14 protein-coding genes are annotated in these 15,248 nt (G+C 73.4%); 9 read left to right on the forward strand and 5 right to left on the reverse strand.

Annotated elements, in window-relative coordinates:
* Nucleotides 1–44 precede the first annotated feature (44 nt).
* Nucleotides 45–1,847: a methionine--tRNA ligase gene (gene metG / locus EV374_RS03590; protein ID WP_132231527.1), complete on the reverse strand. Its 1,803-nt coding sequence runs from the start codon at nt 1,845–1,847 to the stop codon at nt 45–47.
* 149 nt (nt 1,848–1,996) lie between these two features.
* On the opposite strand from metG, the gene EV374_RS03595 reads away from it, so the two are divergent.
* On the forward strand, nt 1,997–3,043 hold the full coding sequence (locus tag EV374_RS03595; RefSeq protein ID WP_486485554.1) for a hypothetical protein: 1,047 nt from the start codon (nt 1,997–1,999) through the stop codon (nt 3,041–3,043).
* A gap of 147 nt (nt 3,044–3,190) precedes the next feature.
* Here EV374_RS03595 and rsmI read toward each other — a convergent pair whose 3' ends face one another.
* Nucleotides 3,191–4,057, reverse strand: a complete 867-nt coding sequence (rsmI, locus tag EV374_RS03600; protein WP_486485555.1) for a 16S rRNA (cytidine(1402)-2'-O)-methyltransferase — start codon at nt 4,055–4,057, stop codon at nt 3,191–3,193.
* A 66-nt stretch (nt 4,058–4,123) separates the two neighbouring features.
* Here rsmI and EV374_RS03605 point away from each other — a divergent pair, with 66 nt between their 5' ends.
* The gene (locus EV374_RS03605) at nt 4,124–5,839 is read left to right on the forward strand and encodes a phospholipid carrier-dependent glycosyltransferase (protein ID WP_207913866.1); all 1,716 of its coding nucleotides are present in this window, start codon (nt 4,124–4,126) and stop codon (nt 5,837–5,839) included.
* A 453-nt stretch (nt 5,840–6,292) separates the two neighbouring features.
* Nucleotides 6,293–6,946 carry an HNH endonuclease family protein gene (locus tag EV374_RS03610; protein WP_132231533.1) on the forward strand — a complete coding sequence of 218 codons (654 nt, stop codon included), beginning with the start codon at nt 6,293–6,295 and terminating at the stop codon, nt 6,944–6,946.
* A 41-nt stretch (nt 6,947–6,987) separates the two neighbouring features.
* On the opposite strand, the gene EV374_RS03615 is transcribed toward EV374_RS03610, so the two are convergent.
* Complete coding sequence (locus tag EV374_RS03615; RefSeq protein WP_132231535.1) at nt 6,988–7,257, reverse strand: hypothetical protein; 270 nt, start codon at nt 7,255–7,257, stop codon at nt 6,988–6,990.
* Between the two features lie 265 nt (nt 7,258–7,522).
* Between EV374_RS03615 and EV374_RS03620 the strand changes: the two genes are divergently transcribed.
* Nucleotides 7,523–8,179: a 4'-phosphopantetheinyl transferase superfamily protein gene (locus tag EV374_RS03620; protein WP_132231537.1), complete on the forward strand. Its 657-nt coding sequence runs from the start codon at nt 7,523–7,525 to the stop codon at nt 8,177–8,179.
* 120 nt (nt 8,180–8,299) lie between these two features.
* Nucleotides 8,300–9,439, forward strand: coding sequence for a DUF4352 domain-containing protein (locus tag EV374_RS03625; protein ID WP_132231539.1), 1,140 nt, complete (start codon nt 8,300–8,302; stop codon nt 9,437–9,439).
* Nucleotides 9,440–9,526: 87 nt separating this feature from the next.
* Here the strand turns inward: EV374_RS03625 and EV374_RS03630 are convergent, their stop codons facing one another.
* A complete protein-coding gene (locus EV374_RS03630) occupies nt 9,527–10,216 on the reverse strand; it encodes a hypothetical protein (protein ID WP_132231541.1) in 690 nt (229 codons plus the stop codon).
* Nucleotides 10,217–10,478: 262 nt separating this feature from the next.
* Between EV374_RS03630 and EV374_RS03635 the strand changes: the two genes are divergently transcribed.
* The 3 genes from EV374_RS03635 (at nt 10,479) to EV374_RS03645 (ending at nt 12,746) form a co-directional block, all read left to right on the forward strand.
* On the forward strand, nt 10,479–11,024 hold the full coding sequence (locus EV374_RS03635) for a M23 family metallopeptidase (protein ID WP_132231543.1): 546 nt from the start codon (nt 10,479–10,481) through the stop codon (nt 11,022–11,024).
* A gap of 104 nt (nt 11,025–11,128) precedes the next feature.
* Nucleotides 11,129–12,487 (forward strand): glycosyltransferase, encoded by a 1,359-nt coding sequence (locus tag EV374_RS03640; RefSeq protein ID WP_132231545.1) that lies wholly within the window; start codon nt 11,129–11,131, stop codon nt 12,485–12,487.
* A 49-nt stretch (nt 12,488–12,536) separates the two neighbouring features.
* Entirely contained in the window at nt 12,537–12,746 is a 210-nt protein-coding gene (locus tag EV374_RS03645) for a hypothetical protein (RefSeq protein ID WP_132231547.1), read from the forward strand.
* A gap of 64 nt (nt 12,747–12,810) precedes the next feature.
* On the opposite strand, the gene EV374_RS03650 is transcribed toward EV374_RS03645, so the two are convergent.
* Entirely contained in the window at nt 12,811–13,764 is a 954-nt protein-coding gene (locus EV374_RS03650) for a helix-turn-helix domain-containing protein (RefSeq protein WP_132231549.1), read from the reverse strand.
* A 105-nt stretch (nt 13,765–13,869) separates the two neighbouring features.
* Between EV374_RS03650 and EV374_RS03655 the strand changes: the two genes are divergently transcribed.
* On the forward strand, nt 13,870–14,901 hold the full coding sequence (locus EV374_RS03655; RefSeq protein ID WP_132231551.1) for a saccharopine dehydrogenase NADP-binding domain-containing protein: 1,032 nt from the start codon (nt 13,870–13,872) through the stop codon (nt 14,899–14,901).
* Nucleotides 14,902–15,248: the final 347 nt, after the last annotated feature.

A 15,248-nucleotide genomic window follows, 5' to 3' on the forward strand; every position in this document is an offset into this window, starting at 1 on the left:
GCGCGACCCCTCAGGGGTCGCGCCCGCCGGCACGCAGGTGGCCGTCAGTCGGCCAGGCGGGCCAGTTCCTCGTCGACGATCGACGGGTCGAGCTTGCGGAAGACCGGCTTCGGCGCGGCCAGCGGGCGGCCGGCCTCCAGCGGTACGGACTCCCAGCGCGCGCCGACGGTGTAGTCGCCGGTCAGCACCGGGTACGCGGGCCCGCCGTCGAGGTCCTCGACCTCCTCGATGACCGGCATCGGAGCGTGCACGCCGGTGCCGCCGAGCAGCTCGTGCACCTGCTGCGCGGAGTGCGGCAGGAACGGGGTGAGCAGCGTGTTGGCGTCGCTGACCACCTGGAGGACGACGTGCAGGATGGTGCCCATCCGGGGCTTGTCGTCCTCGCCCTTGAGCTTCCACGGCGCCTGCTCGGAGAGGTACCGGTTGGCCTCGGCGACCACCCTCATCGCCTCGCCGATGGCCTGCTTCTGGCGGTGCCGGGCGATCAGGTCGCCGACCGTCGCGAAGCCGGCCCGGGCGACCGCGAGCAGCGCCTCGTCGGCCTCGGTGAGGCCGGCCGGGTCGACGGGCGGGATCGCGCCGAAGTTCTTCGCCGCCATCGAGACGGACCGGTTGACCAGGTTGCCCCAGCCGGCGACCAGCTCGTCGTTGTTGCGGCGCAGGAACTCCGCCCAGGTGAAGTCGGTGTCGTTGCTCTCCGGGCCGGCGGCGGCGATGAAGTAGCGCAGCGCGTCGGCGTCGTAGCGCTCCAGGAAGTCCCGGACGTAGATGACGACCCGACGCGACGAGGAGAACTTCTTCCCCTCCATGGTCAGGTATTCGCTGGAGACCACCTCGGTGGGCAGGTTGAGCCGGCCCAGGTCGCCCGGCGCGCCGTCCCGGCTGCCCTCGCCCGAGTAGCCCGAGAGCAGCGCCGGCCAGATCACCGAGTGGAAGACGATGTTGTCCTTGCCCATGAAGTAGTAGGCGCGGGCGTCCTTGCCCTCCCCGTCGGTGGACCACCACCGGCGCCACGCCTCGGGGTCGCCGGAGCGGCGGGCCCACTCGATCGAGGCGGACAGGTAGCCGATCACCGCGTCGAACCAGACGTAGATGCGCTTGTCGGGGCGCTCGCGCCAGCCGTCGAGCGGGATCGGCACGCCCCACTCCAGGTCACGGGTGATGGCCCGGGGCTGGAGGTCGTCGAGCAGGTTCTTCGAGAAGCGCAGCACGTTGGGCCGCCAGCCCTCGCGGGTGTCGAGCCACTGCCGCAGCACGTCGGCGAGGGCGGGCAGGTCGAGGAAGAAGTGCTCGGTCTCGACGAACTTCGGGGTCTCCCCGTTGATCCGCGACTTCGGGTCGATCAGGTCGATCGGGTCGAGCTGGTTGCCGCAGTTGTCGCACTGGTCGCCGCGCGCGCTGTCGTAGCCGCAGATCGGGCAGGTGCCCTCGATGTAGCGGTCGGGCAGCGTCCGGCCGGTGGACGGGGAAATCGCCCCCATGGTGGTCTTCGGGACGATGTAGCCGTTGCGGTACATCCCCTCGAACAGCTCCTGCACCACCGCGTAGTGGTTGCGGGTGGTGGTGCGGGTGAACAGGTCGTAGGAGAGCCCGAGGCCGTGCAGGTCCTCCACGATCACCCGGTTGTAGCGGTCGGCCAGCTCGCGCGGGGTGACGCCGTCGGCGTCCGCCTGCACCTGGATGGGGGTGCCGTGCTCGTCGGTGCCCGACACCATGAGCACGTCGTGCCCGGCCATCCGCATGTACCGGCTGAAGACGTCGGAGGGAACGCCGAAACCGGAGACGTGGCCGATGTGGCGCGGGCCGTTGGCGTACGGCCAGGCGACCGCCGCGAGAACGTGACTCATGACCAGCAAGCCTAGTGACCCGCTCGCGGTGATCGCGAACCAATAGGGCCCCCGGGTCGGCGGCCCGGCGGGACCGGGTCCGCTGTTCGCCCGATTTGTCGCCGACACGCGGCGTGAGCTGCCGGCGGACGCCCTGGTCGCGGGGTGCAATGAACGCCGTGACTGGCAGACGAGCGGCCCGGGATCGCGACGACCGTCCCTCCGGCCCGACGGACGGCGGCGCGGGGAGGGCGCCCCGCGGCACCCGCGCGCTGCACCCCCGGGCGGTCCAGGCCGCCGCGCCGGCGGAGTCGCCGCCGGAACCGCCCGTCGAGGCCGCCGGGCCGGTGGCGGCCCCGCCGTCCGCCGCGCCCGCCGTCGAGGTGGAGCCCACGACCGGGGCGCCGGTCGACGCCGTACCGCGCCGGGTCCCCGTCCGGCAGCCGAAGCGCTGGCCCCGCCGGGGGCGTCCGTCCCCCGGCGACCCGCCGGACCGGGACGACGGCGGGCGTACGCCGGACGGCGGGGGCGGTGGGCCTGCGTCGGGCGACGGCGGGCGTACGCCGGACGGCGGGGACGGGTCCGACGATGGCGACGGTGCGTACTGGCCGCCGATCGAGCTGGTGCACTGGGACGGCACGCCGATCCGGGAGGAACCGTCGCACGAGCGGGAGCGGTCGGCCCGGGAGGATGCCGCGCGGCGACGGGCCCGGCGCACCCCGCATCCGCCCGATCCGCTGCCGGGGCTGGCCGCCCTGCTGGCGCTGAGCCTGGTGGCGGCGTTCTTCGCCTGGGTCAGCGCGGGCCCGTTCTGGCTGGCGGTGGGGCACGCCACCCGGGGCACGGTGGTGATCGCCGACTGCACCGGAGGCGGCCTCGCGCAGCGCTGCCGGGGCAACTTCGCCCCCGCCGACGAGACGTGGACCGCGTACGGCGTGCGGGTGAGCGGGGTGGCCGCGGAGCGCACCGCGACCGGCACGGTCCTGCCGGCCCGGATGACCGGCCCGGACGGCGGCACCGCGTACGCGGACACCGGCGCGGCCGGGCACCTGCGCTGGCTGCTCGGCCTGCTGGTGGTGCTGGGCTGCGGCGCGGGGATCGTCCGGTGGACCGGGTCCGCCCGGATCGCCGACCCCCGGCTGCGCCGCTGGGCGGTGGCGGGCGCCGCGGCCGGCCCGCTGGCGATCACCCTCGGCTTCCTCGTCGCCGCCTGGTGAACCCGTCGGGTGCTGTCCGGCGCCCGACGGCCGGGCCGCCGAGGGTGCCCGGCCAGTCCTGGTCGGGATCCCGATCAGGCCGCGTCGGGATCCCGGTCGGCCCGGGTGAAGATCCCAGTCGGGCGTCGGGCGGGCGCGACCCGGGTGTCAGGCGTGCACGACGGCGTAGACGTCGCGGCGACGCAGGGCGTACTCCGTGGCGACCTCGGTGATCGCGTCCCGGCGGGACAGCCCGGCGGCCTCGCGGGCGGCGACGGCGGCGCGCAGCGTGTCGTCGTCGGGCCGCTCGGGGGCGGACTCGGGCGCGCCGGCCACGACGAGGGTGATCTCGCCGCGCGGCTCCCCCTCGACCGCCCAGTCGGCCAGCTCGCCGAGCGGGCGGCGGACGATCTCCTCGTACGTCTTGGTCAGCTCGCGGCAGAGCGCGGCGGGCCGGTCGGCGCCGAACGCGGCGGCCAGGTCGGCGAGCGCGGCGGCGATCCGGTGCGGCGCCTCGAAGAAGACCAGCGTCCGCTCCTCGGCGGCGAGCGCCCGCAGGCGGGACCGCCGGGCGCCGCCGGTGCGCGGCAGGAAGCCCTCGAAGCAGAACCGGTCGCAGGGCAGGCCGGACAGTGCTAGGGCGGTGGTGACCGCGCTCGGGCCCGGCGCGGCGGTGACCGGCACGCCGGCGTCGAGGGCGGCCCGGACCAGCCGGTAGCCCGGGTCGGAGACGCTCGGCATGCCGCCGTCGGTGACCAGGGCGACCAGGTAGCCGGCCGTCAGCACGTCGACCAGCTCGGGGGTGCGCCGCTCCTCGTTGCCCTCGAAGTAGGAGACGATGCGGCCGCCGACGGTGACGTCGAGGTCCCGGGCCAGCCGGGTCAGCCGGCGGGTGTCCTCGGCGGCCACCACGTCCGCGGCGGCGAGCACCTCGCGGAACCGGGCGGAGGCGTCGGCGGGGTTGCCGAGCGGCGCGCCGAGCAGGACCAGGCACCCGGTTTCGGACTTTTCACCCACGAGATGCAACTCCTTCATCGACGGCTTTACCGGTATCGGGGACGACGGGCGCCACCGGGCACCTTCGCAGCCTACGATCGCCGGGTGACGAGTGCGTCGACAGCACAGAGCGCGGACCAGGCGGGGCAGGACCTCACGGACGGGAGTCCGCCGGAGGGCAGGTCCCCGGCTTCCGGCGGGATCCCCGGCGTGGTCCGGCGGCGGCTGGCCACCGTCGAGGCCCGGCTGGACGGGCGTTCCTGGCTCGCCACCGGCGTGATCGTCGCCATCGCGGCGATCCTGCGCTTCGTCGGCCTGAGCCACCCGCCGGGCAAGATCTTCGACGAGACCTACTACGCCCGGGAGGGCTACGGGCTCATCGACAAGGGCGTCGAGTGGAACTACAAGGACGGCGGCGCGTCGTACGTGGTCCACCCGCCGCTGGGCAAGTGGCTGATCGGGTTCGGCGAGTGGGCCTTCGGCTACTCCGACGCCGAGCACGGCATCTCCGTGCCGGGGCACCTGATGACGACGGCGCCGGAGTTCGGCTGGCGGGTCTCGGCGGCGGTCGTCGGCACCCTGTCGGTGCTGCTGCTGGTCCGCATCGGCCGGCGGATGTTCCACTCGACCGCGCTGGGCTGCGCCGCCGGCCTGCTGCTCGCGCTGGACGGCTTCCACCTGGTGCTCTCCCGCACCGCGCTGCTCGACATCTTCCTGCTGTTCTTCGTGCTGGCCACGTTCGGCGCCCTGGTGCTCGACCGGGACGCCCGGCGCCGCCGGTGGGCCCGGGCGCTGGAGGCCGGCCTGGACCCGGGCCGGCCCGGACGGGCCGGGCGGCCGGCGGGCGGCTGGCGGAACTGGCCGTGGTGGCGGCTCGCCGCCGGGGTCCTGTTCGGCTGCGCCTGCGCGGTCAAGTGGAGCGCGCTCTACTTCCTGCCCGTCTTCGCGCTGCTGGTGATCCTGTGGGAGGTCGGGGTCCGCCGCTCCGCCGGCGTACGCCGGCCGTGGCGGGACGCCCTCCTCGACGAGGTGCCGTGGCTGGTGCTGGCCGGCGTGCTGATGGTGCTCACCTACGTCGCCACCTGGTCCGGCTGGCTGCTCGGCGACGAGGGCTACTACCGGCTGGCCGAGCGCTACCCGAACGCCCCGCTGAGCGACGCCCCAGTTTTCGGCGCGTTGAACAACCTGATCGAGTACCACAAGGCCGCGTACGGCTTCCACGCCGGCCTCGACGACCCGCACAAATACCAGTCGTGGCCGTGGCAGTGGCTGCTGCTCGGCCGGCCGGTCGCCTTCTACTGGGTTGGCAACGGGCCCTGCGGGGCGCCGAGCTGCGCCTCCGAGGTCCTGCTGCTGGGCACCCCGTTGCTCTGGTGGTCGTTCCTGCCCGCGCTGGCGGCACTGGCCTGGCTGGGCCTGGCCCGGCGGGACTGGCGGGCGGGGGCGATCCTGCTCGTCGTGGCGGCCGGTCTGCTGCCCTGGTTCTGGTTCGCCCTCGACGGCCGGACGATGTTCTCCTTCTACACCGCGCCGGTCCTGCCGTTCCTGGTGCTGGCGGTGGTCTACGTGCTCGGCGCGATCATCACGCCGGCCGGTCCACCGGGCGCCGTCGCCGCGCAGCCGGGAGACGGCGGCCCCGCCGCCGCGCGCGTCGAGTCGGAAGAGCTTCGGGACCGCAGGCTGGTCGGCGGGGTGATCGCCGGGGCGTACGTCCTGCTGGTCGCGCTCTGCTTCGCGTACTTCCATCCGATCTTCGTCGGGAAGGTGCTGCCGTACGCCGAGTGGTCGGCGCGGATGTGGCTGGACGGTCGCTGGATCTGACGGACGGCACGGCACCCGCCGCGCGCCCGGGCGGCGCGGCGGGTGCACGGAGAACGGGCCCGCACGCGGTGGCGTGCGGGCCCGTTCGACGTAGATGCGCGCCCCGATCGCCTGCCACGGGGGAAGCGGGCGATTGGGGCGCGCATCAGAAGCTTAACCACCACCTACCACTGGCACAACGGGTCGACTTCGGTCAGATTTCCGACCAACGCGACACCGCACGCATGGTTTACATCCGGCAATAACGGTCCGTCATCTTGCGCAAACGGTACGGATCGGCAACGCCGACGGGGCCGCGAGCTGTCAGATTTCGCAGCTATCGGGATTCCCATCGATGGGAGACTTCCCGTAACGTATCGATCGATTTGGTTCTCCAGTAACCCTGGGTCCGGTCCGTCGGCACTCGGGCCGGTTGCACTGTCAGCCATCCCGATCGATCGGACGGAGTTCACGATGACCCGTACCCTCCGCTGGGCCGGCGGCCTCCTGGCCACCGTCACCGCCGCCACCCTCGGCCTGTCCGCCCCCGCCCACGCGGCCACCGTCTCGGTGCCGCTGCGCACCCTCGTCGCCGACCTCCCGGTGGCCACCGAGATACGCACCGGCTACAACCGGGACCTGTTCCCGCACTGGACCGACGCGGACTCCGACGGCTGCAACACCCGGTACGAGGTGCTGATCGCCGAGGCCACCACCCGCCCCACGGTGGGCTCCGGCTGCCAACTGACCGGCGGGCGCTGGCGCTCCTACTACGACGCCGCCTACTGGACCAACCCGTCCGACCTGGACATCGACCACATGGTTCCGCTCGCCGAGGCGTGGGACTCGGGCGCCCGGAACTGGACCACGTCGCGGCGGCAGGCGTTCGCCAACGACCTCGGCGACGTCAGGTCGCTGGTCGCGGTGACCGACAACGTCAACCAGGCCAAGGGCGACCAGGACCCGGCCACCTGGCAGCCCACCAACGAGAAGTGCCGCTACGTCGGCGAGTGGGTGGCGGTGAAGACCCGGTGGCGGCTGAGCGTCGACAGCGCCGAGAAGAGCGCGTTGACCAGCCGGGCGAACTCCTGCACGAACATCACGATCACGGTGACGCACGCGTACTGACCACCGGGCACCCCGGGGCGGCCGGTCGCCCCGGGGTGCGGTCAGGAGGCCCGGGGGTTGCGGGGCAGCCAACCGAGGAACCGGTCCTGGAGGGACGTGCCGGCGGACGGCGGCAGGTCCTGCGCGGCGGCTGCGAGACAGGACCCCAGGTACACGCTGAGCATGGCGCGGTCCCGCCGGTGCTCCTCCAGGAGACGGGACCGCTTGGCCGGGCACGGCCAGTCCGCCCCGCACGTGCCGCAGGTCCAGGCGGGAGCAAGTGGAGCGTGCTCGTCCGTTCCGGACGCCGAGGACTCCACACCACCGGTCATCGCACTCCCTCTCCGGTTCACCTGGCGACCCGCCCCGGCGGACCGGTCGGCAGTGGACCGCCCCCGCCCACCGGCGACGCCCTGTCAGCGCCGCGGGACGCTGCGGTGTTACGCCTTGCGGTACGTTCACCAACCATGACCCTCGCGACGTCGACCGTGGCCGGAGCGCCGGCCCGGCGGTCCGGTCGCCAGCCGCCGCACCGGCCACCGGCCGGGCTCGACGCCGGGCGGGCGCGCGTACGGTCGTACCTGTCGGCGGGCGGCGATGCGTGACCTGCTGCCGCCGTCCGTGGCGGTGGCCGTGGCCGGGCCGGCGGACTGGGTCGGCGAGCTGCTGCCGGCCGAGCGGGCCTGCCTGAGCGAACGCGCGGTGGACAGCCGCCGCCGCGACTTCACGGCCGGGCGGGTCTGCGCCCGGCGGGCGATGACCGCGCTGGGCGTGTCCCCCGTCGCGCTGCCGGCCGCGCCGGACCGCTCGCCGGTCTGGCCGACCGGTGTGGTCGGTGCCATCACCCACACTGCGGGCTACTGCGCGGCCGTCGCCGCCCGCGCCGGCGAGATCCGGTCGGTCGGCATCGACGCCGAGGGGCACCGGGAGCTCAACGTGGGCGTACGCCGGCTGATCTGCCTGCCCGAGGAGCAGGAGCGTTGCGCCCGCCTGCCGGTGGGCACCTCCTGGCCGGCGGTGCTGTTCAGCGCGAAGGAGACCGTCTACAAGGTGTGGCACCCGGTCGTCGGCACGTGGCTGGACTTCCACGACGCGCTGGTGGATTTGGATCCGGACGCCGGCACCTTCACCGCCCGGATCGCCCCGGCGCGACTCGACGCGGCCCCGCTCGCCCGTCCGCCCGCGCTGGTCACCGGCCGGTTCGCGGTCGACGCCGCGCTGGTCCGCACCGCCGCCGTGCTGCTGCCCGGTTGACCCGGGCACGGAATCCGAACAGGGGACGGCGCGCCACTGCCGGAGACGCGAAGATGGTCCGTTGTCCGCGCACGGTAGCGTCAGCCGCGTTGCCGTCGTCGTCAGGTGCCTAGGAGTACGGTGAGTCACCCCCCGCCCCCTTACGGGCCGCAGGATCCGAACCAACCGAGCCCGGAGCAGCAGCCGCAGCCGTACCCGCCGGCACCGATGCCGCAGTTCCCCGCCGACCAGGGCGGTCACCCGCCGCAGCCGCCGACCTCCGGCGCCCCGCAGGCCACGGGCGACCCGTGGGCCCCGCTCCCGCCCGTGCCGCCGCAGCAGCCGGCCGGCGACCCGTGGGCCGCGCCGCAGCCGCCGGTCTCCGGGGCACCGCAGCCCCCGGTGTCGGGCGCGCCCGGCGAGCCGTGGGCGCAGCCGCCGGTCTCGGGGGTGCCGCAGCCACCGGTCTCCGGAGTGCCGCAGCCACCGGTCTCCGGGATGCCGGGCGAGCCGTGGGCCGCCCCGCACCAGCCGACGTCGGGCACGCCGTACCCGCCGGTGTCCGGCACGCCCGGGTATCCGGCCGCCGGGCCCGGCTACCCGCCGCCCGGTGGACCCGGCTACGCGCCGGGTGGGCCCGGCTACCCGGGCGGCGCGCCCGGTCACCCTTTCGGCGCGCCGCATCCGGTCGCACCGCCGAAGAAGAACAACACCGTCCTGATCGTCGTGGCCGTGGTGGCCGTGCTGGCCCTGCTCTGCTGCGTCGGCGGCGTCGTCGCGCTCGTCGCCGGCGCCAACAAGGCGGCGAACGACCTGGAGAAGGCCGCCGCCCCGAGAATCACGTTGCAGCCGGACGGCCCCTCCCCGGCGGCGAGGGACGGCGAGAACTTCAACCTGAGGCCCGGCGCCACCCTGGTGGTCTCCGACGACGACGGCACCATCGAGATCACGGTCACCCGGTTCACCACGGAGACCAAGGGCTGCCGGTCGTACGCCCCGCCCCCGAACAAGGGCATGTACCTGATCGCCCACGTCACCGCGACGGTGACCAAGGGCAAGAGCTCCATCAACCCGTTCTACTTCAACTGGGTGGCCGCCAACGGCACCACCGCCAACGGCCTGGCGAGCGCACTCTCCGGCTGCGGCGACACCTTGGGCTCCGGCAACAACCTGCCCGAGGGCAGCAAACGCGCGGGCACGGTGGTGTTCAACGTGGCCGACAAGAACGGCGCGCTGGAATACCAGCACAGGTTCGAGACCACCGGCTCCTGGCGGCCGTGAGTTACAGCTCGTGACGGGAGGCCGGACCCCTGGGGTCCGGCCTCCCGCGCTCTTCCCGCCGGCCGTCCCGTCGGGGGCCGGCGCTCGTCAGCGGCCCTGCTCCAGCAGGTCGGCGACCGTGATCAGCGGGGTCACCAGCGACGGCACCAGGGCGGCGTCCTCCAGCCGGCCGCGCCGGTAGGTGACCAGTTCCGCCCCCCGCACGCTCCAAGTCGGCACCGCTCCCGCGAGGTGCGCGGCGATCAGGGTCGGCCCGACCAGCGCCTGCTGCCCCGGGGCCGCCGCGGCCACCCGCCACTGCCGGTCGAACTCCTCGTGCCCGGTGGCGTAGGTGTCGCTGCCGAACAGCGCGCGGCCCAGTTTCGAGAACGCGTGGCGCGGTCCGACCGCGAGCGCCGGGAACGACCGCCGCAGCCACACCGAGCAGACGACGTACGTGTGGGTGTGCGTGGTGGTCGTCTGGTTGCCGTCCGCGCCGGTCGAGCTGTGCGTCTCGGTGTACGCGTACTCGGCCACGCAGACGGGTCGGCCGTGGAGCGTCCCGGTCAGCGCGAACCGCACGCCCCGGCGGTTGCGGCCCGGCACCCGGTCGGTCCAGGTGATCTGGGGCCGCTCGGCGAAGGTCCAGCCGTACCGGGCCGCCCACTGTCGCCAGTGCTCCCGCCGTTCCCGCTCCCGCCGGTGGGACGCCACGACCAGCGCGACGACGCCCGCCACGAGCAGGACGGCGACTGCCGCGCAGCCGCCCATCCAGAACACACCCGCCATCCGCTCCACGGGCCGCAGCGTAGTGACCGGCCGCACGCGCGCAGGTACCCGGACGGTGGCGATTGCCAGCCGGGTTGCGGGGTTTCCTCGACGCCGCGCCCCGCGTCCGTCACCCGGCGTCGTCGGGACCCCTGTCGATCCACTGATCGCACCCCAGACATCGACGAATCGATTGATCCTCATTTGGCGCGCTGTTTAGCTCCCACCGGCACCGTCGACGACGAGGCTGGACTTCCCCCGACGCACCAGGAGGAGATTCACAGTGAACAGAATGAGGACGGTCCTACGCCGGATCGGCGCGACCGCGAGCGCCCTGCTGGTGGTTGCCGGGGCCGTGGTCATGGGGGCCACGCCTGCCTCCGCCGCGAACTACTACTACGAGCTGCCGTACCCGGCGGGCGAGTCCTACCGGGTGACCCAGGGGCCGGAGGGCACCTACTCGCACGTCGGCGCGTACAACGAGTACGCCTGGGACTTCGGGCTGCCGGCGAACTACGAGGTTTCCGCCTCACAGGCCGGCACCATCATCATGTCGAACTGGTCGCCGTACTGGCAGAACGGCATCGAGGTGATCATCCGGCACTCGAACGGCCAGTGCACCCACTACGCGCACCTGAACCGGGCGATCTACAACGCCGGCACCTGGGTGCCGCAGGGTCGGGTCATCGGCTGGTCGGGCAGCACCGGCGCGTCCACCGGCCCGCACCTGCACTTCCAGGTCATCAACTGCAACACCCGGGTGGGCATCCCCGCCACCCTCCAGGGCTGGACGCCGTACACCGGCTCCTGGCCGGTCAGCGTGAACTACTACGCGTGACCCGACCCGGCCTTACTCACGCCGGTTGAGGGCCGGACGTGTCGCGGCCCGGAGTGCCGGCACTTGCCGGCACCCCGAATCACCTATGACGGAGGAAGTCTCGGATGGCGGCACGGACGGACGACGCGGTCGAGCTGAGCGTGGTCATACCCACCTACCAGGACGCGCAGTGCCTGGCGCTGACGCTGCGGTCGCTGACGCGACAGACGGTGAGCCCCGAGCGCTTCGAGGTGGTGGTCATCCGCGACGGCGGCTCCCCCGCCGGTTACGCCGACGCCGTCGAGGCCGCCACCGGTCTCGACCTCCGCCTGCTGGAGTTCCCCAGACGGCGGGGACGCTCCGCAGCCCGCAACGAGGCCGTCCGGCACACCCGGGCGCCGCTGCTGTTGTTCCTCGACGCCGACTCGTACGCCTCCCCGCAGTTGCTGGAGCGCCACCTGGCCCACCACGCGGTCGCCGGCCGGCCCGCCGTGCTGATGGGCCGGCGCGACGAGCTGAGCCTGGAGCACGTCGAGGCCGCCCTCGACGACGGGGAGATGACCGACGTCCCCCGCCGCCGCGCGGACCGCGCCGGCGACCTGCGTTTCCCGCACGGTCAGCCCCCGGGGCCGGAGTGGCTCCGGGCGGGCTGGGCGCTCGCCTACACCCACAACATCTCGCTCGCCCGGGACATCTTCGACCGGGCCGGAGGGTTCGACGAACGCTCCGGGCTGCGCTGGGGCCTGGAGGACATCGAGCTGTTCTACCGGGTGCACCGGCACCTCGGCGTGACCGAACTGAACTTCGCCTTCGACGACGAGGCCCGCGCCTTCCACCTCCCGCACCACCGCAACACCGACCGCGACTGGTCCGACTTCGCGGCCAACCGGAGCCTCCTGACCGGGCAGTACCACGTCATCGAATGGGAGTTCTACGGCCTGCTGGACGTGTACGACTCGCTGGAGCGCATCGTGTACTACCGCTCCGCGGCCACCGACTGCGCACGACGCTCGACGTGCCGGATCGGGCCGGCGTTCGACCGGCTCGCCGACCGCCTGCCCGGCCCCCGCGTGCTGTGGGTGGGCACCGGCAGCGATCAGGTCGACCTGCCGACCGGGGCGCTGACCTTCGACTACGCCGCTCCGCCGGGCCCGACGAACCACCACCTGGTCGGCATGGACCCGCCCATCCCGCCGGGCAGCCTCGACGCGGTGGTCAGCGTCGACTTCTGGCGGTACCTGCGGTGGGACGACCTCTGCCGGTTCGTCAACACCTCCGGACGGCTCGCCCGCGAGGTGCACCTGGTCGGCACGGGCGACACCGGTTCGGCGCCGCTCACCCCGGGGCCGGCGGTGCTGGACTACCTGCGCCGCGCCCTGAGCGCCGCGTTCGCCACCAGGCTGACCCACGTCGACGGGCTCGGTGAGGTGCTCACCCTGCGGCCCCTGCCTGCCGCCGCTCGGAGGAGCCCGGCGCGCGTGTGACGTCGGCAAGGGACATTGGCGCCCGCTCCAGCCCTATACGGTGACTCGCGTGGATCTCCGGTACACGCGTAGCGGCTCGACCAGAGTGATGGGCAACGTCGCCCTGGCCGCCGGGCTGCTCATCTCGCTACTGATGATCAGCCCGGACAATCCTTCGACCGGGGGATACGTCCTCGCCGGCCTGCTCGTCATGACGGGGCTCGGGCTGCGGATCGAAGCGGCGCTCCTCGCCCTGCGTGACGACGGGCAGACCAGGTAGCGCCTCCGCCTGGCGGGTCAGGCGGGCAGCCGGAGCAGGGCCGCGCCGGCCCCGTGGTGGTTCGTCATAGCGCGCCGGATCGCGAGCTGCGGAAGGTGCGGCGGTAGGTGTCCGGGGGCACGCCGACGGTGCGGTTGAAGTGCCGGCGCAGCGTCGCGGCGGTGCCCATGCCGGTGGCCGCCGCGATGGCGTCGATGCTGTCACCGGTGGTCTCCAGCAGCTCCTGGGCGTGCCGGATCCGCTGGGTCAGCAGCCATTGCAGCGGGGTGGTGCCGGCCACCGACCGGAAGTGGCGGCCCAGGTTGCGCGAGCTCATGTTCGCCCGGCGGGCCAGGTCCTCCACGGTCAACGCGTGGTCGAGCCGTTCGATCGCCCAGGAGAACAGCTCGGCGAGCGGATGGTCGTCCTGGTCGGGCACCGGGGCGGTGACGTACTGGGCCTGGCCGCCGGCCCGGTGCGGGGGTACGACCAGGCGGCGGGCGAGCGTGTTGGCGACCGCCGAGCCGTGGTCGAGGCGGACCAGATGCAGGCACAGGTCCATCGCGGCGGCCTTGCCGGCGGAGGTGAGCACGCTGCCGTCGTCCACGTAGAGCACGTCCGGATCGACCTGGACCCGGGGATAACGGGCCGCCAGGGCCTCGGTGTGCGCCCAGTGCGTGGTCGCCCGTCGGCCGTCCAGCAGGCCGGCGGCGGCGAGCACGAACGCGCCCGTGCACAGGGAGGCCACCCGCGCGCCCGCCTCGTGGGCCGCGCGCACCGCGTCGACGAGGTCGGCGGGCGGGTCCACGTCGACGTCGACCCACCCGGGAACGATCACCGTGTCGGCGTGCACGAGCTGGTCGAGCCCGCAGTCGGGCTCCAGCCGGAACCGGCCGACCCGCACCGCGCCCGATCCGCAGACGGTGACGCCGTACCAGGGGTCGGCCAAGCCGGTCAGGTCGGCGCCGAAGACCTCGTACGCCAGGGACAGCTCGAAGTGCAGCATCCCGTCGGTGACGGCCAGCGCGACGGTAGCCATGTCCGAAACTGTACGGGAGGTGTCGTTCCAGACACTCGCGCCGCCGATCCACCGCCACCAGGATGAACGGAGTTGATCAATCAGGCACGGAAACTGGGAGAGCTGATGGGATCGGGTCGGACGGTGGCGGTCTTCGGCGCGTACGGGCACACCGGGCGCTTCGTGGTGGCGGAGTTGCGCGCACGCGGGTTCGTACCGCTGCTCTGCGGACGTGACGCGGACAAGCTGCGGGCCCTCGCGGCGTCCTGTCCGGGTCTCGACATCCGGCCGGCCGCGGTCGACGACCCGGCCTCGCTCGACCGCGCATTGGCCGGCGCGGCCGCGGTGGTCAACTGCGCCGGGCCCTTCGCCGTGACCGCCGCTGGAGTGATCGAGGCGGCGCTGCGCGCCGGGATCCCGTACGTGGACGTGGCGGCCGAGATCGAGGCCAATCTCGACACCTTCACGCACTTCGCCGATCGCGCCCGTGCCGCCGGAACCGTGGTGGTCCCCGCGATGGCCTTCTTCGGCGGCCTCGGCGACCTGCTGGTCACCGCAGCGATGGGTGACTGGACGGCGGCCGACGAGGCCCACATCGCGTACGGATTGAGCGGCTGGCATCCCACGCCCGGAACCCGCGCCGCCGGCAAGGTCTCCCGGCAGCGCAGGGACGGCCGGCGCGTCCGCTTCAACCGGGGACGACTGGAGTACCGCGACGACGCCCCGCCGGCTGTGCGGTGGCCCTTCCCCGATCCGATGGGAACCCGGGCCGTGATCGGCGAGTTCAGCATGGCCGACATCGTCACCGTTCCCAGCCACCTGGCCATCCCCGAGGTCTGCACCTACATGACGGTCGAGGCGGCCGGCGAGTTGGCGGCCCCGGCGACACCGGCACCGACCGCGGTCGACGACAACGGACGGTCCGCGCAGACCTTCGTCGTCGACGTCGTGGTGCGCTCCGGCGGCGTGCGACGGCGTGCCGTGGCGAGCGGCCAGGACATCTACGCCGTCAGTGCGCCTCTCGCCGTGGAGGCCGTCGACCGTGTCCTCACGGGACGGACCAGGACCGTCGGCGTCGCCTCCGCCGGCGCGATCTTCGACGCGCCCGACTTCCTCCGCGCCCTGTCCGGGCACGTCTCGGTCGACCTGCGCCCGTAGGCCTTCGCCCGGTCGCCCTCGACGGCGCCACCGTCGTGGTGGTCGCCGGTCACGTTCGCCACCTGCGGCGCTGGCCGGCACACCGAATCCTCAAGGTTCCCTCTGGCCGTCGCAGCAGAGGGTTGATCAAACGGCTCAGGCGATGCAAAGATCCAGGTCAAGCCACGTCGTCGACGTGAAAGACGCCTCCGCCGCCTCAGCTCCGCCCATGCTCCGCACGGTCCTCGACGCGATCCGTCGAGGCATGGATCACCGTGGGCGGACACACGACGCACTGCATCCGACGAACCCGGCCCGCTCGCACCCGGCACGATCCTCCGACGCGATCCGTCGATGCCGGGCTCGTC

It is taken from the genome of Micromonospora sp. CNZ303 (genome assembly GCF_004345505.1).